Source organism: Oscillochloris sp. ZM17-4 (assembly GCF_019599295.1).
Taxonomy (GTDB): domain Bacteria; phylum Chloroflexota; class Chloroflexia; order Chloroflexales; family Chloroflexaceae; genus Oscillochloris.
Genome location: NZ_JAIEWN010000060.1, coordinates 1,884 through 24,470, shown reverse-complemented (window position 1 = coordinate 24,470; position 22,587 = coordinate 1,884). Strand labels below are relative to the sequence as shown.

Here is a 22,587-nt window from a genome sequence, read left to right as displayed (position 1 = left end):
GTTTTGTCCTCGATCACCAAAAGGCCGGAAGAGCCAAAAATAAACCGGCCTTGACAGCGGCAGCTCACCGATGAGATCCGCTTTGCCAGCCATCAGCTCACCCAGACCGTCGAGGACGCCCTCGCGCTCAGCGCGCCCCTCGATGAGCCACCACCATGGCGCATCGAAGGCTGGATGGAACTGCTCATCATTGATGAGGCCGATCGGCTCAAACTCATTGCCCTCGAGCTCCTGCGCGACAGCTACGATCAGGGGGTTTTTGCAGGACGCCCAATAGACTAAAGCAAACGGAACTGGGTAGAAACAAGAGGCTTTTCCGGCCCGCTTCTCGCATAGGTGTGCGGTCTTCGGGCAACCGGAGCCCTCGCAGGGCTGTCTCACAAACTAGACATGCTGAGACATCGTGAAAGCGGTGTCTCAAATAATGGTGCATAATAGCATTCGTAGAATGTCTAATATGTTGTGAGACAGGGAGGCGGCGATGGCGCTGGTCGGCTACGCACGAGTGAGCTCAGTGGGGCAGAGCCTGGAGGTGCAGCTGGAGAAGCTGAAGCACTGCGACAAGCTCTACCAGGAGCAGCGCAGCGCAACGGGCAAACGCCCGCGGCTGGCCGCCTGCCTGGAGTACGTGCGCGAGGGTGACACGTTGGTCGTCACCCGCCTCGACCGCCTGGCCCGCTCGACCCTCCACCTCTGCCAGATCGCCGAGGAGCTGCGGCGCAAGGGCGTCCATCTCCAGGTGCTCGACCAGCAGATCCACACCAACGACGCCACCGGCCGGCTGCTCTTCCACATGCTCGGGGCCATCGCCCAGTTCGAGACAGAGCTACGGGCCGAGCGCCAGATGGACGGTATCCAGCTCGCCAAGGCCCGCGGCGTGGTCTTCGGTCGCAGCAAACAGCTCACCCCAGCCCAGGTGGCCGAGCTTCAGGAGCGGCGCCAGCAGGGGGTGCTGATCCGCACGCTCATGCACGACTACCAGATCTCCAAGGCGACGGTCTACCGCTACTTGCATGCGGCGGATACGTCGACCGAAGGCGCGCGCTCAGCATAGATTCTGGTCGGCAGCTGGAAGTCGCATCCTCATCATCGCCGCGTTAATCCGGTAGCGTTTACTTTACTTTATTGGGGGTTCTGCAAAAACCCCCAGTAACGATCTTCGACCTTTGCGCGGCGCTTGGGCTCGACCGCTCATCGCAGCGGCGCCGCATCCGCGGCCATGCGCTCCTTCAGGCCGAGGAGCGATTCTTGATGCGCCGCGGGCGCACGCAGGGGCTGCTGTGCCTCGCGAAATGTACTGCGTTTATGATGTTACCGTATGAATGAATAGTCATAACTTCGATCTCTACCTTGTCATCTTAAAGTATACCCTTTTATGGCTCTGCTACGCTATAAACTAATCATAGTGTGGTTTTTTATCAATTGTGATGCCATCGAGAATAAGAAAATATTCATCTCGATGTTCTACGCTTCATCTGAGAAGAAAGCTCTGCGGCAGCCTTTCTGATGCCATGAAATTATTAGTGTAGAATTGCACACATATTATACTAAAATAATGACACCCATAGTTATTCATACAATGTTTAGTTGACGTAGCTTTGATCTATATGCTATAAGTTTGACACGTAACTTAGCCATGTAGTAAAGCCCACTATTCCATCATAGTTCTGGGTTGTCGTAGCGTCAGCTCCACCCAGGACGCCATAATGTACCATCCCCACCACACCGCACACCTTCTGAACGCCGTCATCTTTTCCCCCCACATCTCCTCATCGGTATTTCAGATCTTCCCCCACACGTTCTGAATGCCGTTACCCTCCACCACCACATCTCGCCACCGGTATTTCGGATCTTTCCCCTGGGATACGGCGCGTGAACGATAGGCGAAACCGTCTAAATGGCGGAGCGTGCCTTCTACGCTGCCACGCCTGCCACTGTCTCGCACAGTGTGTCACATCCTCGCCAAGCTCCCCGCGCGGATCGGCCTGCCGATGATCGTGCGCTGACCTACAGCGAGACGTGGAGCTGTGCGCGCTAGCCGGTTGCGCCTTGTGCGGCGACGGGCGGCTAGGGCATGCCTCGCTACGCGCTGGTGGACACGACCTGAGTGGGAATGCGCTATTTGGAGGCTTATTTACTACAGAGGAGCTTCGCACAGAGAGATACGTAGCCGAGATTGTGTGTTGCGTAAAGGAGGTGCCGTCTATGGCCTCGTCCTCATTGCATACCACATCACCTGAGCATCACAGTATCACATCTGGCCTCCAGTGGTACGTCGTTCACTGTCAGGCGCGGCGCGAGCGCTACACGGCGCAGAACCTTCGCCAACAGCTTGATCTCACCGTCTATCTACCCGAAGTCCAGCATTACAGCAACGGCGTGCTGGAGGAGACCCCGCTCTTTTCGAGCTACCTCTTCGTCAAGGCCGATCTTTGCGTCACCGCACTGAGCCGGATCAACGCCACCGAGGGAGTGCTCCGCCTGGTGGCCTTTGACGATACGCCCCTCCCGGTGCCGAGCGAGGTCGTCCACGCGATCTACCAGCGGATCGCGGCGCTTGATCGCGAGGGCGGCGTCATCGATTATGGCTTCAAGCCCGGCGAGGCTGTGGCGATCAGCGGCGGGGCGATGCGCGGGATCGAGGCGATCTTCCTCGGCCCGGCGGAGCCGAGCGCACGGGTGTGGGTGCTGATCGAACTTCTTGGCCGCATACAGAATATCGAGATCGACGTCGGCGAGATCGTCAGGTACGACCAAGATGCGTTGGCACCGCTTGAGGCGGCGGTGGGCGGGTGCGACAGACGACTCACCCGTGGCAAAGGGCGAAGGATTCGTGACGTCAGGTAGGCGTCGTAGCCCCGGAGAGGAACACAAAGGATTGGATGCCAAACTGCTCGCTCAATTCTTACGACGTTGGGCAAGCGTGATTAGCCTTGGCGCCATTGGCGTAGGGGTTCTCACGCTGGTAGTCAGCCTGGTGATAACGCCGATCTACGAGGTGTCGACCTCCATCCTTGTCACTGGCGGGGGCGTCAGCGGCACGTCGCGGAGCAGCTACGACTACCTGATGGCGAGCCAGCAACTGACGCGGACGTACGCCGAGCTGCTGCGCAAGCGGCCGCTGCTGGAGGAAGTTATCGCGAGGCTCCAGCTCCCCACGCCCCCCGAAAAGCTCTTCAATCGTGTGAAGGTCCAGCCGGTCCCGCAGTCGCAGATCATCGTCATCTCCATCCGGGATGCGAACGCCGAGTCTGCCGCCACCATCATTAACGAGATCGTGACGGTGCTGATCGAGCAGAATCGCGAGCTCATCGCCACCGGCTCGATCCCCGTCGGGCAAGGGGTGCTCGTGGTCGAGCCGGCCGCGCCGAGCGCCACCCCGGTCAGCCCCAGCCCGCTGCGCAACGCGGTTCTGGCGGCTGTCCTCAGCGCGTTCCTGATCACCGGCGCGGCGTATATCAAGGAGGCGCTGGAGGACAAGGTGAAGTCGGTCGAGGAGGCCGAGGCCACGACCGGGGCTGCGGTGCTCGGCGTGATCGGCCAGGTCGCGGGGGCCGGACGCCCTGAAGGCGTCGCGAGCATCGCCGCCGGCCGCTCGTCCGCCGCCTACCGCCTGCTCCAGACTCGGGTCGAGATCGCGGCCGGCGGCGATCCCGCGCAGGCGCTGCTGCTCACCAGCAGCGGCCCGCTCGACGGCACAAGCACAACTGCGGCGAGCCTGGCCGTGGCCCTGGCGCAGTCGGGGAAGCGCGTCATCCTCGTGGACGCCAACCCGCGCCGGCCGGCGCTCCACGCGCTCTTCCACCTGTCCAACAGCCGCGGGCTCACGACGGCGCTGCAGGAGTCGGCCTCGGCGATCAGCTATCTGACCTCCACCAGCGTCGGCGACCTCTGGCTTGTGCCGAGCGGCCCGCTGCCCTCCAGGCTCACGGAGCTTCTGCGCGCGCCGCGGATGGCGGCGCTGATTGCGGAGTGGAAGGAACAGTCCGATATCGTGCTGCTCGACACGCCCGCGCTGCTCGCGGCCAGCGATGCGGCCCTGCTGGCGCAGGTCTGCGACACGGCCCTGCTCGTGGTGCGCGCGGAGACCACCGGCGCGGAGTCACTCAAGACCGCGCACGACCTGCTCGCCCAGTCGAAGGCGCGGGTGCTCGGCATGGTGCTGAACCGCAGCCGGAGCACGCGGAAGGCGTTTACCGGCGAGTTCTATGCGGCCAGCCCGGCGCTGAAGTCGTCGCCCCAGGCGCTGAAGCTGGGCGAGGCGCCCGGCGCATCCTCGACGCATGTCGGCTGAGCGCGCGCGCCCCATGCGCATCAACGTTAGGGCTGCCGCCTTAAAAACCGACGTTGTTTTGGACAAAACAACAAGAAGTTGTTAGCGCGAATACGCCTTGGGGTAACCTATGAGCGTAGGAGCCTCAGCTGGCGACTGACGTCGCAGCGCGCGCCCCTGTGACCCCAGCGGCTAGGCCAGGAAGAGGTTGATCCGTGAAGAAGAAACTGATCATCGCAGGGGTGGCGCTGGTGCTCCTGGCTACTGCCGGAGCCCTGGCCCTGAGCGTGAGCGCCAAGACCCGGGCGGGGAGCGCCCCTCTGGGCGCGCCGGCGGCCGAGTCGCAGCGGGCGCCCCTGACGCAGCGGGCGCCCCTGACGCAGCCGGACGGCCCGATCGTCGCCAGCGCCGTAGTGGTGCCGGTGCAGAGCGTCAGGCTGCGCTTCGCTATGCAGGGCGGGGTCGTCGCCGAGGTGCTAGTCCGCGAGGGCGACGCGGTGACGAAGGGCACGCCGCTGGCTCGTCTGGACAGCCGCGCTCTGGAGCTACAGCTCGACCGGGCCACGGCCGCCCTTGCTGGCGCCCAGGCCACCTACGACCAGATCGAGGCGGGCTCGAAGCCCGAGGAAGTCGCTCAGGCCCGCGCGCGGGTGGGCGTCGCCCAGGCGCAGCTGCGGCAGGTCAGGGGCGTGGTGACAGAGGACACCATCGCCGCCGCGCAGGCGCGCCTCGACCAGGCCCGCGCGACCCTATCCCGGCTGGAGGCCGGCCCCAGGGCGAGCGAGGTACATGCGGCGCAGGCGGCCCTCGATCTGGCGAAGGTTGCTCTCCAGGCGACCCGCGACCGGCTCTCGGCGACGAAGACCGACGCCCGCCTGAAGATGGAGCGGGCCGCCAATGATGTGCGCGACCGCCAGGACGCGTACAACCTGCTACAGCAGCAGCTCTCCCAGCGCGCGGAGCGCCCGGGCGACCAGGAGCAGCTGAGCCTGGCTACGCGGGCGATCGACACCGCGACAAAAGCCCTCCAGCAGGCGACGGTAGACTATGACGTGGCCCGCCAGGCCGAGGATGCGGGCGTCCAGGCCGCCAACCTCCAGGTCCGGCAGGCCCAGGTACGCCTCGACCAGTTGCTGGTCGGGGCCGACGCCGACCAGATCGCGAGCGCCCGGGCCGACGTGGCCGCCGCCCAGGAGCAGCTGAGCCAGCTGCAGGGCGAGCAGCGCGCCGGCGCGCTGGCCTCAGCGGCGGCGAGCATCACCGCCGCCGAGGCCGACCTTCAGCGGCTGCTGGCGACACCGCTCCCGTCGGACCTGGGGGTTGCCGCGGCGCAGATCCAGGAGGCCCAGGTCGTTGTCCGGCAGGCGCAACTGGCCTTAGATACGGCGACGCTGCGGGCGCCGTTTGACGCCACCGTCGCGGCAATCAGCGCCATCGTGGGGGAGCCGCCCCCGGCTGACATGCCCGCGCTGGTGCTGGCCGACCTCTCGGAGTGGCGGATCCAGACCGCGAACCTGAGCGAGCTGAGCATCGGGCGGATCCTCGCGGGCGATCAGGCTACCATCACCTTCAGCGCACTGCCCGACATGCAGCTGTCCGGGAGGGTGTCCAGCATCAGGCCGATCGGAGCGAACCAGGCTGGCGATGTGACGACCTACACGGTCCTGATCACGCCTGACACGGCTGATGATCGGCTGTGGTGGAATATGACGGCCTCGGTCACTATCGTGCCGGGGCCGTGAGGCGCGCAATGGAGGGCCAGACGATGAGATCGCTGATCGCTGCGGTGATGAGAAGCTCAGCCGTTGCCCTTGTCGCCGTGCTCCTGCTGGCGAGCTGCGGGCCGGCGCCGACGCCTTCACGCTGCGCACTCAGGATGGGATGCTGCTGCGCTTCGACGGACAGGGCGGGCGCTTCGCCCAGCTGAGCGTGCGGGGGTACAGCGCCGACCTGGCCCAGAGGCCCGACCTCGGTGTGTACCTCTACGACCCGCGCGGCGCCCCGCTGCTCGACCCGTACGCCGCTCCGGTCGCCAGCTATCAGGCCACCGACAGCGGGCTCGTGCTGACGCGCCAGAGCCCGGCGAACGCCATCAAGGTCGAGGAGCGCTGGACGGCGCACCCGAGCTACATCGGCCTTGAGGGCAGGGTCACGAGCACCGAGCAGGTGCCGAGCTCGCGGGGGGTAGAGGCATGCGTGCAGCTCCCGCTGGATCTCGTCGGGATGCAGTGGCATGGCCAGCTCGACCGGTCGGAGCGGATCGAGCGGCGCCCGGCGCCGTACAAGACGGTTCTGACCAGGCTGGTCGATATTGGGAGCTTCGGCGATGCGAGCCTGCATCTGAAGAGCGACCTCGATTTTAACCTCAACGGCGTCAATCTGATCGGCGACGCGACCTTCGGCCTGGCGATGGCGATCGACTCGGAGCACCCGGCGGCCTACTATGTCAGCTACGACGCCAGCCGCGAGACGTACAGCGCCTGCTTCCACCTGGGCATCGACAAGGATCACGTCCGGGACAACCGCAGCGCGACGTTTTCGCTGGCCCTCTTCTCGCCAGACAACCCTGACCAGGGCCTGCGCTCCGCGCTGAAGAAGTACATCTCCATCTACCCGGACTCCTTCCTCGGCGCGCTGCCGCGGGCGACGGGCATGGTCGTCGGCGACACCTACAACTACAAGGAATACCCAGACCCCGAGCGCTACCATATCCAGTCCGTCTGGGGCAGCGTCAAGGCCAAGAGTAAGGAGCGCGGCATCTACAGCCTGGCCTACCTGTGGCCGACCGGCTTCTACGACCGCGATATGCGGATGAAGGCCGCGCCGGTGGCGGGCGGGGGCGACCAATCGTGGGAGGCCGACATCGCGGCCTGCCTCAAGATCTACGCCGACTACGAGCAGCAGCAGAACCCCTTCGCCGAGAGCTGCGTCGGATCGTACCCCTTCGCGACCTGTCAGCCGTCGCGGGCCAGCGGACAGACCTACGGCCCGGTGTACCACAGCGAGTCCTCGGGCTGGTACACCCTCGAAGCGTTCCAGGTGACGGTGAGCAACGAGCCGAACTTTCTGTTTGGGAAGTTTGTGATGCGCGATCCGATCGCCCGCTCGCTGCTGCAGGACGAGACCGGCGGCCACGTGAAGGCGATGAGCTACGCCTCGGCGATGAGCGAGGCCTTCTGGGATCCGGGCTACAAGCGGTGCTACTTCGACGGCATCGACCCCGACCCGGGCCTGGAGGTCACTCCCTCGCGCGAGCCCGCGCCGGGCCCGGCCCCGACACAGACCGACACCTTCGGCGAGCTGAACCTGGAGATCGCCAAGCGGGCGAATGGCCTCTATGGCAGCGACTACCTCGACACGCACCCCGAGGAGGGCCTGAGCCTCTTCAGTGGCGCCGCCATCGACAATGTCGGCGTCTACCTGCGGCAGGACTTTAACCCGCAGATGCTGCGCGTCGCCTCCCTGCCGCTCGGCTACGACCCGGCCACCGCCAGCGTTGTCGCGTTTGAGCACCTGTCGATGCTGGCCTTCCTGCGGGCGCTGCGCGCCTCGCTTCCGCCTGAGGCGCCGATCGCGACGAACGGCGTGCCGATCTCGGGCCTCCTGGGGGAGGGCGTCGACTTCTTCATCAACGAGATGATCCCGATCGCGCGCGACGGCGCGACCGTGGACAAAATCTATGACGAGACCCTCGCAAACAAGCTGCGCCTGATCGACCGGATACGCATGGTTGTGAACCAGCGCCCGGTGACGCTGATGGCGGTGCTCAACCGGGCCGCCGATGAGCAGGATCTGCTTGCGCAGATACAGACGTACCTGCCGCTCTACACCGCGAAGGGCATCTACATCAATATCGACCGCTACGGCCAGAGCCCGGAGAAGTACTTCTGGGTGGCGCAGCCGAAGGATCCGGCGGTGCTCGCGGCGTACCGCAGGCACCTCGACACCGTGTACGCCCTGAACGTCGCCGGGTGGGAGCCCGAGACCTTTGCCCGCCCCGTCGACTCGGGCGGGCAGGCCGATCCTGCGGTCCTCGCGGAGCGGTTTGGGTCGGGCCTGTACACGCTCTACAACGCCGACAGCCAGGCGAAGCGCGTCGATCTGGTCATCGACTGGAAGCGGGCGGGCTTCAGCGCCGCGCCGCTCGGCGCCACCGACCACGAGACCGGGGCGGCGCTGCCGCTCACCGCCTCGGGCGACACGCTGACGATCGCGGGGCTGCAGCTGGCGCCGAACACGGTGCAGGTTATTGAGCTCCGCTGATCTGGGAGATATCCATTGCGCACAACTGCAAATAAGACGCTGGCCCGCCGCTCGCTGCGCGCCAACTTCTCGTGGACCTTTGTTGGCAACGTGGTGTACGCAGGCTGCCAGTGGGGTATGCTCGTCGTGCTGGCAAAGCTCAGCTCCCCGGAGAAGCTCGGCCAGTTTGTGCTCGGCCTGGCGGTGACGGCCCCGGTGATCATGTTCAGCAACCTCCACCTGCGGGTCATCCAGGCCACTGACGCCAAGCACGAGTACGTGTTCGGCGACTACTTCGGCCTGCGGCTGATCATGACCGCGCTCGCGCTCCTGGTGATCGCCGGGGTTGTGCTCGTGTCGGGGTACAGCGGGGAGACCGCCCTCGTGATCCTGGCCGTCGGCGTCGCCAAGGCGGTCGAGTCGATCAGCGACATCTTCTTCGGGCTGCTCCAGCAGCACGAGAGCATGGACCGCGTCGCCAAGTCGCTGATGCTGAAGGGGCCGCTGTCGCTGGCCGCGCTCGCCGCCGGCGTCTACCTGACGGGCTCAGTCTTCTGGGGCTCGGTCGCCCTGGCGGCGGCGTGGGCCGGGCTCATGCTCGCCTACGACGTCCGCAACAGCGCGCTGGCCCAGCCGGACGGGGCGGCGCAGGGCGGCGGGCCTCTGCGGGCGCTCGCCCACACACTTCGCCCGCGCTGGGATCGGGCGACCCTGCTGCGGCTGGCGTGGATGGCGCTGCCGCTGGGCTTTGCGATCATGCTGGTCTCCCTGAGCACGGCCATCCCGCGCTACTTCATCGAGCGCTCCCTCGGGGTCTACAGCCTGGGCATCTTCGCCGCGATCGCCTACATCCAGAACGCCGGGACCACCGTGGTCAGCGCGCTTGCGGACTCGGCGAACCCGCGGCTGGCGCAGCACATTGCCGCGGGCGACCTCGACGGCTTCCGCGCCCTGCTCCTGAAGCTGCTCGGCGTCAGCGCGCTGCTGGGGCTGGGGGGGGTGCTCGTCGCCCTCGTCGCCGGCACACAGATCCTGACCCTGCTCTACCGGCCCGAGTACGCCAGCCGCGCCGACCTGTTCGTCTGGGTGATGGCCGTGGCGGGGATCCAGTACATGACATGGTTTGTCGGGAACGGCATGACGACGGTCAGGCAGCTGCGGGCCCAGGTGCCGCTGTTCCTGGTGGTGATCGCCGCCACGATCGGCGCGTGCCTCTTCTTTATCCCGCTCGCCGGCATGTACGGGGCCGTCCTGGCGATGCTGATCGCGGCAACGACCCACACTGTCGGCGGGCTGCTGGTCATTATGTACGCCCTGCGGCGCATGCGCGCGGCGCAGGCGGCGGAGTAGCGCAGCGCCGGCCCGGCGGGCGCGCGATCGGGGGGAGGGACAGCAGTGTCAGGAACGGCTTCGAACCTACGCGCGCGCCAGGTCATCGCCATCGACACCGAGAAGCAGATCGGCAGCTTCCTGTTCGCCATCTACGCCTGCCTGCTGGTGCTGATCGGCTTTATCGCGGCCTCGGACCGGATCGTACACTGGTTCGTCATCCCGGTCACGCTGTGCGGGGTCGTCGTCGGCATCGACGCGTTCGACTGGTTTCGCAACAAGTGCGACATCTTTGACCCCTACGGCCTCACCGGCGTCTTCGGGGTGTTTTTCTTCTTTTTGGCGCCGCTGCTGCACGTCTACTGGGACCGCTGGCTGCCCTATATCGTGCCGCCGAACGATTGGCGCGAGTGGCTCGGCTACATGGCCACCCTCAACCTGCTCGGGCTGATGGTCTATCGCTTCTCGCGGGGGGTCTTTCTCGGGCGGCACTACACGCCCTGCCGCCCGTGGCTCCTGGACGAGCGCCGGTTCTTCTTCCTCGGCCTCAGCACACTGATGGTCACCGCCGCCGCGCAGATCCTGGTGTACATGAGCTATGGCGGCATCCAGGGCTATATTGAGGCGGCGACGAACCAGGACACGCTGCGCACCAACATGCGCTACATGGGCTGGATCTACTCGATCTCCGAGAGCTTCCCGATTATCGCCATGATGATGTTCGGCATGTACGCGCGCGACAAGCCCCGGTATCGCTCGTGGGCCGTGCTCATCACCGTGCTCGTCGTGTACTTCCTGCTGAAGATCTTTTTCGGCGGCCTGCGCGGCAGCCGCAACAACACCATCTGGGGGCTGATCTGGGGCGTCGGGATCCTCCACATCTGGGTGCGCCCCTTCTCGAAGCCGATCCTGTTCGCCGGCCTGGCCTTCATGATCGTCTTCATGTACTTCTACGGCTTCTACAAGAACGCCGGCCTCGACAGCCTCCAGGCATTCGGCAGCGCGTCCAACCGCTCGCAATTAGAGCAGGTCACCCGCCGCGACACCATCGGCCTGATCCTGGGCGATCTCGGCCGCAGCGATATCCAGGCGTTCGAGCTCTACCGCATCCTCAAGCCGGATAGCGACTATGACCTGGCCTACGGCCGCACCTACATGGTCGCGCTGATGACGCCGATCCCCCGCTCGATCATCGAGCGGCCGGCGACCAAGACGTACGAGGGGTCGCTGGTGCAGTGGGGCAAGGGCCAGTTCGTGCCGTCGGACATGGAGGCGTCGAACCTGTACGGCCTGACCGGCGAGGCGATGCTCAACTTTGGCCCGGTCGTGGTGCCGCTGATGTTTGTGTTCCTTGGCCTGGCGAATGGGCTCGTCAAGCGCTGGCGGCTTCGGACGTCCGTCCCCGATGCGCGGCTGCTCATCTACCCGTTTATCACCATCTTCTGCTTCTACATCCTGGCGTGCGATCTGGACAACATCATCTTCGACTCGACGAAGAACCTGCTCGTCCCGGTGGCCCTGATCGTGGCGAGCCTCGCGCCGGCCGTGCGCCAGGAGCGCGAAGCCGCCAGAGCGCAGCGCCCGCTGCATGGGTAGGAGATGCGACCGAGCGGCTTGCGGAAAGAGAAATGGCCGTGAAAGAGCTTTTCATGAATCTCATCGTCTCGCTCGAACATCACTTCAGCCGCACGCCCGACGGCGCCGTGTGGACGCAGACGCAGTTCCCATATCCCTTCTGGGCGCGCTACCTGGCAGTGTTTGACGCGGTCCGCGCCGTGGCGCGCGTGCGCGAGATCGCGTCAGCCCCGGCGGGCTGGCAGCGGGCCGACGGCCCGGGCGTGTCATTCACAGCTGTCCCGCACTACCAGGGCCCGTGGCAGTACCTGTGGCGGGCGCGCCAGGTGCGCCAGGTCGTCAGCTCCGTCGTCGGGCCGCGCGACGCGGTGATCCTCCGCGTCAGCTCGAATATCGCGGCGGGGATCGCGGCGGGGCTGCGCCGGGCCGGCCAGCCCTATGGCGTGGAGGTCGTCAGCGACCCGTACGACGTCTTCGCGCCCGGCGCTGTCCGCAGCCGGCTGCGGCCGCTCTTCCGCTGGTGGTTCCCGCGCGAACTGCGGCGGCACTGCCGGGACGCCTGCGCGGCGGCCTACGTCACCGAGCACGCATTGCAGCGCCGCTACCCCTGCCCGGCATACGCGGTCGGCGTGTCGGATGTCGAGCTCCCGGATGCGGCCATCGCCGCCGCGCCGCGCCCGGCGCCGCCGGCGGGCGGCCCGCGGACGTTCGCGCTAGCAACAATACCATGCACGGCGAGGGTTTGGGAGCGTGAAGCGCTCCCGCGAAAAACTGGCTCTGCTGCGGCGTGGCGTAGCCGCGCCGTAGCAGAGCCAGTGCGGCATGTGCCTTCCTGGCAAACTATACGCCATTTTTGCCGTCGCGCAAGGGGCTTGACATGGCCTATTGCTGGTGATACATATATGTATGTATGTATATTATATGTATGTATACAAGAGGAGCCATGATCCACCCAAGCACCTTCGAGATGCCGACGACCGACCAGATGACCGGCCTGCTGACGGCGGACTACTTTCGGCACCTGCTGCGCACCGAGCGGCTGCCGGCCGCCGAGGCCGGCGACGAGCCGCTGAGCGTCTTCCTGATCGACCTCGACGGGTTCCTGGAGGTGAACCAGCTGCACGGGCGCGAGGTGGGCGACCTGGTGCTGCGGGGGGTCGCCGGGCTGCTCCAGGCGACGATGCCCGAGAGCGCGCTGCTGACCCGCTACAGCGGCGACGAGTTCGGCGGGGCGCTGCCTGACACGCGCCTGGACGACGCCTTCTCGCTGCTTGAGGAGCTGCGCCGCCGGGTGATGGAGATGCGCCTGCCGGATCACCCCGAGGTGGCGATCCGCTGCTCGATCGGGCTGGCGGCCTTCCCCGGCCACGGGCGCAACGAGGTGGAGCTGGTGCGCGAGGCCGACGAGGCGCTCTACCTGGCCAAGTCGAGCGGGCGCAATAAGGTGGCCCTGCCGCTCTCCGACAGCCGCATGATCACGAAGACCAGCTACTACACGGCCACCCAGCTGGCCCGGCTGGCCCAGCTGGCCAAGGGGCTGCGGCGCAACGAGGCCAGCCTGCTGCGCGAGGCGCTCGACGATGTGCTGAAGAAGTACAACGACCGCCTGAACGCCTGATCGCCCAGCCTGTGCTGAATCCTCCACCCCTAGTGGAAAAGACTTACCCACACGGCGTCGCGTAAGGCGCTAGGCTAAGGGAAAGATGGTGTGATGGGGGAGGGCGGGACGCCCTCCCTCGCCATTCCGCAGTAGGTGGCCCACACAAGGAGGTGTGAGATGCAGACCCGCGAACACTTTGATACGGAGCTAGGCGAACTTCAGGCACAGATCCGCAGCCTCGGCGGCCTCGTCCGCGAGTCTGTCGCTCTGGCTATCGTCGCGCTGCGCGATCAGGACGACGACCTGGCGGAGCAGGTGAGCTCCAGCGACCATCGGATCAACGCCGCGCAGCAGGAGATCGAGTCCCACGCGATCAACCTGGTGGCGACCCAGCAGCCGGTGGCCCGCGACCTGCGGCGCATCCTGGCGTCGATCATGATCGGCGCCGAGCTGGAGCGGATCGGCGACTACGCCAAGGGCATCGCCCGCCTGGTGATCGGCCGCCTGGGCGAGCCGCCGCTGACGGCGGGAGCCGACCTGATCGAGCTGGGGGTGGCCGCCCAGACGATGCTCGACCGCGCCCTGGAGGCGCTCGCCGGCCTCGACCCGATCGCCGCCCGCGCCCTCGGGCCCGCCGATGATGAGGTCGACGCGCTCTACACCCGAACGAAGCTGCGCCTGGCCACGCAGCTCTCCGGCAACCCGTCCGGCGCACCCCGCGCCGCCGACCTGCTCTTTGTGGCCCATAACTTCGAGCGGATCGCCGACCGCAGCACCAATGTCGCCGAGCGCACGATCTATATCGCCAGCGGCGAGCTGGTGGAGCTGAACCCGTAGTTGGGGGTTGGGGGTTGGGGGTTGGGGCGCCGGCTGAGACATCTCAGCCGGCGCCCCTTTTGTGTCTCCTGCACAGCAGCGCGTTCGGGCGTCGACTCCCGGCTCCCGAATCCTGACTTCCCGCTTGCGCCCCGAAGGGAACTGGGTGAGCTGTTCCTGGTGCGCATCTTCGCCTACTCGCTGCTGCCCTTGATCATGGCGCGAGCGGGCGCACATCCCGCTGGGATTCTGCTGCGGGCCTAATGATGAAGCGCCTGGGGTTCCAGAGCCACCCGCCCGGCCAGGTCGGCCACCTGGGCCGGGGAGCCCTGGCCGGTGCCGGGGCTGGCGGCGGCGGCGGCCCCGCAGGCCACGCCCCAGCGCAGCGCCTCGCCCGGCGGGTCGCCCAGGCTGAGCCGCCAGACCAGCCCGGCCACCAGGGCGTCGCCGGCGCCGACCGGGTTGGCCAGGCGCACCGGCGGCGAGGAGGCGTGCCAGTAGCCGCCCGCCCCGCTGATCAGAGCCCCGTCGGCGCCAAGGGAGATCGCCACCCACTCGGGGCCGGAGATCGCCGCCGCCGCCACCCTGGCCTGCGCGCGGTCGCCCACGGGCAGGCCGGTGAGCGCGGCGGCCTCCTCGCCGTTCGGCTTGACCAGGAAGGGCCGGGCGGCCAGGCCGGAGCGCAGGGCCGCCCCGCTGGTGTCGAGCACGGCGCGCCCGCCGGCCGCCTGCGCCGCCGCGATGATCTCGGCGTAGATCGCGGGCGGCGCGCCGGGGGGCAGGCTGCCCGCCAGCACCCACCAGTCGCCCGGCCGGGCCAGCGCGCGCACCCGGCCCAGCAGCGCGCCGATCTCCTCCGCCGAGACGGGCGGCCCCGGCTCGTTGACCTTGATCACCCGGCCCTGGTCGGCGCTGACGATGCTCACGTTGGTGCGCGTCTCGCCGGCGATCGGCGTCAGGTCGGTGGCGATCCCCAGCCCCTCCAGGCCGGCGCGCAGGGCCGCGCCGGTGAACCCGCCGACGAAGCCCAGCGCCACGCTGGGCGCGCCCAGGGCCGCCAGCATCCGCGAGACGTTGAACCCCTTGCCGCCGTAGTCCACCCGCACCTCGCTGGCGCGCAGCATCTCCTGATCCTCAAGGCTGGGCACGAGCAGCTCGCGGTCGAGGGCCGGGTTGAGCGTGACGGTGTAGATCATGGTCGCCAGAACTCCTCGATCAGCGCCCGCTCGGCCTCGGCGCTCCAGCTGCCGTCCGGGCCGAGCGCGGCGGCGATGGCCGGGTGGCCGGCGGCCAGCTCCTCGACGCTCTGGAGCGGCAGGCCGCTCAGCTGCGGGAAGATCACGACCTTGCCGGGGTAGCGGCCCTCCATCATCGCCGCCACGCCCTCGCGGGCGGCCTCGATCCCGCCCACGGCGGCCACCGAGCGGTTGGGCGACAGCTCGCCGGCCACGGTCTTGGCGATCACGTGGGCCTGGTCGGCCAGGGCTGAGCCGGAGGTGCCGGTGAGCTGGGCGTTGCGCAGATACACATTGCTCAGGTCGAGCGGGGCCAGGCTGCCGTTGGGCACGCCGGCGAAGAGCACCAGCATGCCGTCGGGGCCGAGCAGGCGGGCCGAGTCGGCCATGAGCCCGGCGGCCGGCACGCTCACCACCACGTCGTCGGCGCCGGCCCCGCCGCTCTCCTGGGACACCAGGGCCTCCAGCGAGCCGGCGCCCTCGCGGGCCGGGTTGATCAGCAGCAGGCGGCGGTCGTTGGCCTCGGCCAGCGGCGTGAAGCGCCTGGCGATCGCCTCCAGCCGGGCGTCGCTCAGGTCGGTGGCGATGATCGTGGCCGGGCCGTGGGGCAACTCGATCGCCCGCTGCACGTGCATCTGGCCCATCGGCCCGCCCGCGCCGACGAAGACGGCCAGCCCGCCGGGGCGCAGCTCGCAGCGGTTGCGCGCCGCGCCGTAGGCCGCCGCGATGTCGGGGCCGCCCGTGCCAAGGTAGGCGATGTAGTCGTAGTGGATGCGGCCCAGGTCGATCTGGGCCGGGCCGTCCAGCGGGGTGCCGCCGACCATCGCCACGGTGCCACGGCGGGCGGCCAGGCGGGCCGCCGCGCCCACCGCCTCGGCCGAGCGCGGGTCGAGCAGGACGATGTCGTCGAAGCCGCGGCCCCCGGTCAGCTCGTCGCGCAGGGTGGCGTAGCCCTCGGGGCCGACGCCGTCGCGCACGACCACGCTCGCCCCCGTCGCGGCGACCAGCGCGGCCATGGATGGCGGCGCGTCGGTCAGCACGATCGTCGCCGGGGCGTCCAGGCCGGCGCTGAAGCTGTACTCGGCCAGGTCGCCGGGCCGGCCGACGATCCACATGGTGCCGCCGGGCAGCGGCTCCAGGCGGCGGCGCTGGGTGTAGGCCGCCTCCACGCAGGCCCAGGGCTCGGTCAGGGCCGTCTCGGCGTAGCCCATGCGATCATCGACCGGCAGGACGTAGGCGCCGTCGTCGGCGGCGAGCACCTCGGGGCCGACCAGGTGGTACTGGATGAGGCCGCCGGGGATGGTGTAGCCGTAGGCGGTGCTGCGCCCGCCCACATAGATGTCGGGCTGGATGGCGAAGCGCTGGCCGGGCGCGAACTGCCCGCGCAGCTGCTCGCCGACCCGCACGATGGTCATGGACACCTCGTGGCCGAGGCGGGTCGGGTCGTTCGCCAGGTCGCGGTTATAGAGCTTGGGGTGCTTGCCGCCCTGCTGGATGAGCTTGACGTCGGAGAAGCACATGCCGACGGCGTCGACCCGCACGAGCAGCTGTCCGGGGCCGGGCTCGGCCACCGGCACCTGCTCGGGCGCGCCCGCGCGGCCGATCTGCTCGACGCCGGGGCCGTACATGTTCCAGGCCAGGCAGCTGGCGGGCGCGGGCGCGCCCAGGCTGCGGTAGGTTTCGGATCGGCTCATAAAAAACTCCTGTTGAGCCGCCCGTGCCGGGGGACTGAAGTCCCCGGCTGCGGGCGGCGAAGCCCGCCTGCGCGGGCTAGCTGAGCCCGCGCAGGCGGGCTTCGTAAAGCAGAGGCCGCGGCTTCAGCCGCCGGACAAAGCGCGCACCTCGGCGGCCGTGGCGCAGGCCAGGGCGGCGCGGGCGCGCTCCTTGCACCGCTCCATGCTCAGGCCGCGGACCTGGGCCTTGACCGACGGGATGGCCGGCGCGCTGACGCTCAGCTCGTCCACCCCCAGCCCGATCAGGATCGGCACGGCGGCCGGGTCGGCCCCCAGCTCGCCGCAGACGCCCACCCAGCGGCCGGCGGCGTGGGCGGCCTTCACGGTGAGGTCGATCAGGCGCAGCACGGCGGGGTGCAGGCCATCGGCGCGGGCGGCCAGGGTGGGGTGGGTGCGGTCGATCGCCATGGTGTACTGGGTCAGGTCGTTCGTCCCGACGCTGAAGAAGTCGCACTCGGCGGCCAGGGCGTCGGCCATCAGCGCGGCGGAGGGCACCTCGACCATGATCCCGACCTGGACGGCGGGCGCGCCCAGCTCGGCGCGGACGCGCGCCCAGGGCCGCGCGCAGCTGCTGCTCCAGCAGATGCGGGTGGGCCTGGCAGAGCCGGATGCCGCGCTCGCCCAGGAAGGGGTTCTCCTCGGCGGGCAGGCTCAGGTAGGGCAGCGGCTTGTCGCCGCCGATGTCGAGGGTGCGCAGCACCACCGGCCGCCCGCCCATGGCCGCCAGGATCTCGGCGTAGACGGCGCGCTGCTCCGCCTCGGAGGGCGCCTGCTCGCGCTCAAGGAAGAGGAACTCGGAGCGCAGCAGGCCCACCGCCTCGGCGCCGGACTCCACCGCGCGGCGGGCGTCATCGGCGCTGCCGATGTTGGCCGCCACCTCCACCCGGTGGCCGTCGGTGGTGACGGCGGGCGTCGCGGCGGACTCCAGGGCGGCGCGGCGGGCGTCCGTGGCCCGGCGCTGACGATCGCGGGCCTCGTCCATGGCATTGCGGCCGGGCCTGGTCAGCAGGGCGCCGGTGGCCCCGTCGAGGATGGCCGGCGTGCCGTCCTCCAGGTCGAGGATGGCCGGCCCGGCGCTGACGATCGCCGGCAGGCCGAGGGCGCGGGCCAGGATGGCGGCGTGGGCGTTCGGCCCGCCCACGGCGGTGCAGAAGCCCAGGACGCGCTGCGGGTCGAGGGCGGCCGTCTCCGAGGGGCTGAGGTCGTAGGCGAGCAGGATCACCGGCTCGGGCGGCAGCTCGGCGCTGGGCGCGGCGTCGCCGCTGAGCAGGCGCAGCACGCGCTCGCCGGCGTCGCGCAGGTCGGCCGCGCGCCCGGCCAGGGTCGGGTCGGGCAGGGCGGCCATGACATCGGCGGCCGCGATCGTGGCGGCGTGCCAGGCGGCGGCGGCGCTCTGGCCGGCGTCGATGCGGGCGAACACAGCGGCGTGCAGCTCGGCGTCGGCGATCAGCTCGTGGTGGACATCGAAGATCGCCGCCTCCTCGGGGCCGGCGCGCTGGAGCACCTGCTCGCGCAGGGCCACCAGCTGGCCGGCGGCGTCGGCCAGGGCCCGGCGCAGCCGCTCGCCCTCCAGCGTCGCGCCCGAGGAGTAGTCGTGGACCTGGACGGCGGCCCGGCGCAGGCGGAAGGTCGGGCCGATGGCGATGCCGGGGGCGGCGGCGACGCCGCGCAGCTCCCCGGCGGCCGGCGGCGGGGCCGGGGCGGCGGGCGCAGGGGCCGCGGCCCCGGTCGCCGGGGCGTGCGCCCCCTCGCCGAGGCCATCGGCCACCGCCGCGCAGAGCGTGTCGGCGGCCAGATCCTCGTCGGCCCCGTCCACCTCAAGCACCACCGCGCCGCCGCTGGTGACGCCGAGGGCCAGCACCGAGATCAGGCTCTTCGCATTGGCCGCCTTGGCCCCGTGGCGCAGCCGCACCGCCGAGGTGAACTGCTTGGCCGTATCGACCAGCACGCGCGCGGGGCGGGCGTGCAGGCCGGTGCGGTTCTGGATGATCAGATCTATCTGCTTCATAGGTGTATCCTGTTGCGGCGGGCCGCAAGGCCAATGCTTTCTCTGTCTGGTTGAAGCTGCCAGCTTTGCTGGCAGCTTCAACCAGACAGAGAAAGGTTTAGATCGCCGCCTCGCGGCTCAGCCGATCCACGATCTCCTGGGGGCTGGTGGCGCGCACCAGCTCCTCGGCCATCGCCGGGTCCTCGATGACCTCGGCGAGGTTCGCCATCACCCCGATGTGCTCGTCGCCCACGGCGGCGATGCCGACGATCAGGTAGGCCAGCTCGCCGGGCTCCCACTCGACGCCGGCCGGCACCTGGAGCACCGAGATGCCGGTGCTCTTGATGTAGCCCTGGTCCTCGAACTGGCCGTGGGGGATGGAGATGCCGTTGCCGAGGTAGGTGGACATCACCGCCTCGCGGCCGAGCATGCCGTCCACGTAGGGCGGCTCGACGCAGCCGCCGGCCACCAGCAGCTCGCCGGCCTGGCGGATGGCGTCGGCCTTATCGGCGGCGACCGCCCCCAGGCGCACCCTGTCGGTAGAGATGATCGCCATGGCCTAGACCCCCTCAATCGGATCGCCGGCCTTGAGGGCCGCCACCAGCTTATCGAAGACCGGGTCGTTCAGGAAGCTGCTGAAGGCGATCACCACCGCATCGGGGGCGCGGGTGTGGGCCTGGGCCGCCAGGCCCTTGTGCGTCACCACCAGCCGGGTGCCGGCCGGGATGGAGCGCACCGCCTTGTGGACCACCTCGACGCTCAGGCCGGCCGCCTTGATCTTCTTCTTCAGCGAGCTCACGCCCATCAGGCTTGAGCCCATGCCGGCCTCGCAGGCGACCGCGGGGCGTCACCGCCAGGTAGGCGAAGATCGAGCCGGGCGAGGGCGTGGCCACCAGGCCGGCGTCGAAGATCACGAACCAGAAGTCGGCCACCATGCCGCCGGCCCACATCGCCAGGATCATGATCGGGTGGGCCAGCACGTAGGGGAAGTAGATCTCGTGGATGCCGCCCAGGAAGTGGATGATCGCCGCGCCGGGCGCGGTGCTCTTCAGGTCGCCCTTGCCGGCGAACCAGTAGGCCATCAGCAGGCCCAGGCCGGGGCCGGGGTTCGACTCGAGCAGGAAGTGGATGGCCTTGCCGTCCTGTTGCACCGCGGCGACGCCCAGCGGGGCCAGGATGCCGTGGTTGATCGCGTTGTTGAGGAAGAGCACCTTGGCCGGCTCGATGATCAGGTCGGCCAGGGGCAGCAGCCGCATGTCGATCAGCAGCTGCACGCCGGCCCCGAGGGTCGTGCTGAAGGCCTGGACGATCGGGCCGATCAGGACGTTGGCGACCAGCACCAGGCCGACGGCCAGGAAGCCGGCCGTAAAGTTGTTCACCAGCATCTCGAAGCCGACCGGGATCTTCTCCTCAAGGGCCTCATCGATCTTCATGATCAGGTAGCCGCCGATCGGCCCCATGACCATCGCGCCCAGGAACATGGGGATGTCGGCGCCGATGATCACGCCCATGGTGGCCGCCGCGCCCACCACGCCGCCGCGGGTGTCGTAGATCAGCTTGCCGCCGGTGTAGCCGATCAGGATGGGCAGCAGGTAGACGATCATCGGCCCGACCAGCTTGGCGAAGCCCTCGTTCGGCAGCCAGCCGGTGGGGATAAACAGGGCGGTGATCAGGCCCCAGGCGATAAACGCGCCCATGTTGGGCACCACCATCGCGGCCAGGAAGCTGCCGAACCGCTGAATTCGCTCGCGCATGTGAACATCTCCTCCGGTAACGTCATTGTCCAAAAGCCGGGGGGGATGGCGCCGGCCGGACGCTGCACCCCATCTATGAGCGCGCCTCGCGTGCACCGAGGCGGGACTCCTACTTTATCTGTAGTGTGGATGCTACTGGCTTCGCCAGCAGCATCCACACTACAGATCAGCTTGCGGGCCACAGGCCCAGAGCTTTTATGGTTATGGTCAGCACCGCTGACCATAACCATAAAGGTTTCAGTCAAGCCAGGGGTCGAGGGCGGCCACGTCGGCGGGCGTGAGGCTCGGGTGAACCTGGACCACCGGCGTTGCGCCGCCGATGGCGAGCGGGACGGTCGAGATGATCAGGTCGGCCGAGGCGATCTGCGCGGCGCCGAGCTGGCGCAGCGGGACGACCTCGTAGCTGCTGTGGCGCGGGAAGCGCGCGCGCAGCCGGGCGATGAGCAGCTGGGTGGTGGCCATGCCGCTGGGGCAGATCACCAGCACGCGGCGGGCGCGGGAGGTGCGGGCGCGGGTCGCCGCCGCGTGGAGCAGCAGGGTCAGGCTGTGGCGGTGGCGATCCGCGAGCCGCGCGCCGGTCTGGGCGAAGAACAGATCGTCGATCTGGTCGGTCAGACGCCGCTCGATGTCGCCCTCGTCCTCGGGCAGGTCGTCGGACGAGCGCGGGGGCAGCCAGATGCCGAAGCGGCTGGCCAGGGCGGCGGTGCAGATCTGCGAGCGCAGCCCCTCGCGCAGGGGCTCGTCGGCGCGCAGGGCGTCGTTCCCGTAGGCCAGGGCGATCTGGTCGATGGCTGCCTCGATCAGGCCGTGCAGCTCGGGCATGGCGACGCCGCCCTCGTGGGGGCAGGCCAGCAGGAGCATGGCGGCGGCGGCGATCTCGCCCTGGAGGGCCAGAACCTCCAGGGCGTAGGCCGACACGAGGAGCTCGGCCGCCGGCCATGCGGCGTGGCCGCTCAGCCAGGCGATCAGCTCAGGGTCGCAGCCCACATACCGGCCGGCCCTGATCCGCCAGCCCTGGACGAAGAGGGCCAGGGCCAGGTAGAGCACCGACTCGTCGCTGAAGTGCCAGCCGAGGTCGGCCTCGGCCCGCGAGACGCGGGCGATCAGGTCGTCGACATCGCAGGACTCGACCAGATCACGCACGGGGGCCAGTGCGGCGAGCAGGTCGGCGTCGGACAGCAGCGCGCAGGTCAGCCCGGCGCCGTACTGCATGGTGAAGATCGGCCGCCCGCCGGACATGTCGCCCCAGAGCAGGGCGGTCAGGGCCTGCCGGGAGGCCAGCTCAGACCCCTCAAGCCATGAGCCGGAGTGCTGCCGGCGCACCAGATCCAGGTCGAAGCGGGCGAGCCAGGCGGCCGTCGCGTCCATGTCCTTGAGCACGGTGCTGCGCGAGACCGTCAGCGCCTCCTGGAGCCGCTGGATCACCAGCGGCTCGGCGGCGGTGAGCATGGTGAAGAGCAGGATCTGCTGGCGCTGGTCGGCGCTCAGCACCAGCTGGAGCCGCGAGTAGGCCCGCAGGTCGTCCAGCAGATGCTGGCGCTGCTCAGGGCTGCAGCGCACCTGCGCGCCGACGCCGGGGATGTTCTGGAGGGCGACGCCGCGGCGGGTGAGCCAGTCGCGCGCGGCGCCCAGCATATAGTGTACCTGGCGCGGCTTCAGCTCAACCCGCTGGCCGATCTCGGTCGCCGTGAGGGGCGAGTCGGCGCGAAGCAGGAGGAGGAGCACATCGCGCTGTTGGGTGGTCAGGGTGATCATACGCGTCTTTGGGTATGCGCCATAGGCCTCGACGCCACAGTGTGCCGGGGGCTCGCGGTCCGCCCATCACCCGCCCCGCAGCGTCTCAACGCTCAGGATCTCGGGCGGGTCTCGGGCTACGCTATTACGTTGGTGTTGCTGGAATGCCTCTATACTGTAATTCCCGTTTAGGGCATTGTCAAGCCATAAAACGCGTTTTATTAATCTACTTTTCACTAGGCGAGCTGTACAAAAAGTAGACGAATTTGTTGCCAGCAGATACAGTATGCACGCCTTGTAATGGCTGCC

16 protein-coding genes and 2 pseudogenes are annotated in these 22,587 nt (G+C 68.6%); 10 read left to right on the top strand and 8 right to left on the bottom strand.

Going from position 1 to position 22,587, the window contains the following annotated elements; all coding sequences use genetic code 11:
* A partial coding sequence (locus K2Z83_RS25335) for a hypothetical protein (protein WP_220597960.1) occupies positions 1–381 on the bottom strand: 381 nt, incomplete at its 3' end.
* A gap of 100 nt (positions 382–481) precedes the next feature.
* On the opposite strand from K2Z83_RS25335, the gene K2Z83_RS25330 reads away from it, so the two are divergent.
* The 10 genes from K2Z83_RS25330 to phoU all read left to right on the top strand — a co-directional run bounded on the left by K2Z83_RS25330 (position 482) and on the right by phoU (position 13,856).
* Complete coding sequence (locus K2Z83_RS25330; RefSeq protein WP_220597959.1) at positions 482–1,054, top strand: recombinase family protein; 573 nt, start codon at positions 482–484, stop codon at positions 1,052–1,054.
* A 1,151-nt stretch (positions 1,055–2,205) separates the two neighbouring features.
* Complete coding sequence (locus tag K2Z83_RS25325; protein ID WP_220597958.1) at positions 2,206–2,847, top strand: transcription termination/antitermination protein NusG; 642 nt, start codon at positions 2,206–2,208, stop codon at positions 2,845–2,847.
* Positions 2,759–4,294: a polysaccharide biosynthesis tyrosine autokinase gene (locus tag K2Z83_RS25320; protein ID WP_255604503.1), complete on the top strand. Its 1,536-nt coding sequence runs from the start codon at positions 2,759–2,761 to the stop codon at positions 4,292–4,294. The genes K2Z83_RS25325 and K2Z83_RS25320 overlap by 89 nt, the downstream gene beginning before the upstream one ends.
* Before the next feature lie 194 nt (positions 4,295–4,488).
* Positions 4,489–6,015: an HlyD family efflux transporter periplasmic adaptor subunit gene (locus K2Z83_RS25315; RefSeq protein WP_220597956.1), complete on the top strand. Its 1,527-nt coding sequence runs from the start codon at positions 4,489–4,491 to the stop codon at positions 6,013–6,015.
* 139 nt (positions 6,016–6,154) lie between these two features.
* Positions 6,155–8,536, top strand: a complete 2,382-nt coding sequence (locus K2Z83_RS25310; protein ID WP_220597955.1) for a hypothetical protein — start codon at positions 6,155–6,157, stop codon at positions 8,534–8,536.
* A 15-nt stretch (positions 8,537–8,551) separates the two neighbouring features.
* Positions 8,552–9,865, top strand: a complete 1,314-nt coding sequence (locus tag K2Z83_RS25305) for a lipopolysaccharide biosynthesis protein (protein ID WP_220597954.1) — start codon at positions 8,552–8,554, stop codon at positions 9,863–9,865.
* Positions 9,866–9,910: 45 nt separating this feature from the next.
* A complete protein-coding gene (locus K2Z83_RS25300) occupies positions 9,911–11,440 on the top strand; it encodes a hypothetical protein (RefSeq protein WP_220597953.1) in 1,530 nt (509 codons plus the stop codon).
* A 53-nt stretch (positions 11,441–11,493) separates the two neighbouring features.
* Positions 11,494–12,366 (top strand): hypothetical protein, encoded by an 873-nt coding sequence (locus K2Z83_RS25295; RefSeq protein ID WP_220597952.1) that lies wholly within the window; start codon positions 11,494–11,496, stop codon positions 12,364–12,366.
* Positions 12,363–13,037, top strand: a complete 675-nt coding sequence (locus K2Z83_RS25290) for a diguanylate cyclase (RefSeq protein ID WP_220597951.1) — start codon at positions 12,363–12,365, stop codon at positions 13,035–13,037. Before K2Z83_RS25295 ends, K2Z83_RS25290 begins: the two co-directional genes overlap by 4 nt.
* A 159-nt stretch (positions 13,038–13,196) precedes the next feature.
* Positions 13,197–13,856: a phosphate signaling complex protein PhoU gene (gene phoU / locus K2Z83_RS25285; RefSeq protein ID WP_220597950.1), complete on the top strand. Its 660-nt coding sequence runs from the start codon at positions 13,197–13,199 to the stop codon at positions 13,854–13,856.
* Between the two features lie 239 nt (positions 13,857–14,095).
* Here the strand turns inward: phoU and pfkB are convergent, their stop codons facing one another.
* The 7 genes and pseudogenes from pfkB to K2Z83_RS25260 all read right to left on the bottom strand — a co-directional run bounded on the left by pfkB (position 14,096) and on the right by K2Z83_RS25260 (position 22,299).
* The gene (gene pfkB / locus K2Z83_RS25280; protein WP_220597949.1) at positions 14,096–15,031 is read right to left on the bottom strand and encodes a 1-phosphofructokinase; all 936 of its coding nucleotides are present in this window, start codon (positions 15,029–15,031) and stop codon (positions 14,096–14,098) included.
* Positions 15,028–16,764, bottom strand: coding sequence for an alcohol dehydrogenase catalytic domain-containing protein (locus tag K2Z83_RS25275; RefSeq protein WP_220597948.1), 1,737 nt, complete (start codon positions 16,762–16,764; stop codon positions 15,028–15,030). Before K2Z83_RS25275 ends, pfkB begins: the two co-directional genes overlap by 4 nt.
* Before the next feature lie 123 nt (positions 16,765–16,887).
* A complete protein-coding gene (locus K2Z83_RS29480; RefSeq protein WP_255604504.1) occupies positions 16,888–17,280 on the bottom strand; it encodes a putative PEP-binding protein in 393 nt (130 codons plus the stop codon).
* A 127-nt stretch (positions 17,281–17,407) separates the two neighbouring features.
* Positions 17,408–18,811 (bottom strand): annotated as a pseudogene (locus K2Z83_RS25270) (HPr family phosphocarrier protein); the annotation flags it as partial.
* A gap of 97 nt (positions 18,812–18,908) precedes the next feature.
* On the bottom strand, positions 18,909–19,346 hold the full coding sequence (locus K2Z83_RS29475; RefSeq protein ID WP_255604502.1) for a PTS sugar transporter subunit IIA: 438 nt from the start codon (positions 19,344–19,346) through the stop codon (positions 18,909–18,911).
* Between the two features lie 3 nt (positions 19,347–19,349).
* Positions 19,350–20,544 (bottom strand): annotated as a pseudogene (locus K2Z83_RS29670) (PTS transporter subunit EIIC).
* Positions 20,545–20,781: 237 nt separating this feature from the next.
* Positions 20,782–22,299: a helix-turn-helix domain-containing protein gene (locus tag K2Z83_RS25260; protein ID WP_220597946.1), complete on the bottom strand. Its 1,518-nt coding sequence runs from the start codon at positions 22,297–22,299 to the stop codon at positions 20,782–20,784.
* Positions 22,300–22,587: the final 288 nt, after the last annotated feature.

Excerpts from the sequence above, each read along its gene's own strand:
- phoU (WP_220597950.1), top strand. The coding sequence starts at position 13,197 with ATGCAGACCCGCGAACACTTTGATACGGAGCTAGGCGAACTTCAGGCA.
- K2Z83_RS25260 (WP_220597946.1), bottom strand. The coding sequence starts at position 22,299 with ATGATCACCCTGACCACCCAACAGCGCGATGTGCTCCTCCTCCTGCTT.
- K2Z83_RS25310 (WP_220597955.1), top strand. The coding sequence starts at position 6,155 with ATGCTGCTGCGCTTCGACGGACAGGGCGGGCGCTTCGCCCAGCTGAGC.
- K2Z83_RS29475 (WP_255604502.1), bottom strand. The coding sequence starts at position 19,346 with ATGGCGATCATCTCTACCGACAGGGTGCGCCTGGGGGCGGTCGCCGCC.
- pfkB (WP_220597949.1), bottom strand. The coding sequence starts at position 15,031 with ATGATCTACACCGTCACGCTCAACCCGGCCCTCGACCGCGAGCTGCTC.
- K2Z83_RS29480 (WP_255604504.1), bottom strand. The coding sequence starts at position 17,280 with ATGGCCGACGCCCTGGCCGCCGAGTGCGACTTCTTCAGCGTCGGGACG.
- K2Z83_RS25325 (WP_220597958.1), top strand. The coding sequence starts at position 2,206 with ATGGCCTCGTCCTCATTGCATACCACATCACCTGAGCATCACAGTATC.
- K2Z83_RS25290 (WP_220597951.1), top strand. The coding sequence starts at position 12,363 with ATGATCCACCCAAGCACCTTCGAGATGCCGACGACCGACCAGATGACC.
- K2Z83_RS25275 (WP_220597948.1), bottom strand. The coding sequence starts at position 16,764 with ATGAGCCGATCCGAAACCTACCGCAGCCTGGGCGCGCCCGCGCCCGCC.
- K2Z83_RS25330 (WP_220597959.1), top strand. The coding sequence starts at position 482 with ATGGCGCTGGTCGGCTACGCACGAGTGAGCTCAGTGGGGCAGAGCCTG.
- K2Z83_RS25295 (WP_220597952.1), top strand. The coding sequence starts at position 11,494 with ATGAATCTCATCGTCTCGCTCGAACATCACTTCAGCCGCACGCCCGAC.
- K2Z83_RS25320 (WP_255604503.1), top strand. The coding sequence starts at position 2,759 with ATGCGTTGGCACCGCTTGAGGCGGCGGTGGGCGGGTGCGACAGACGAC.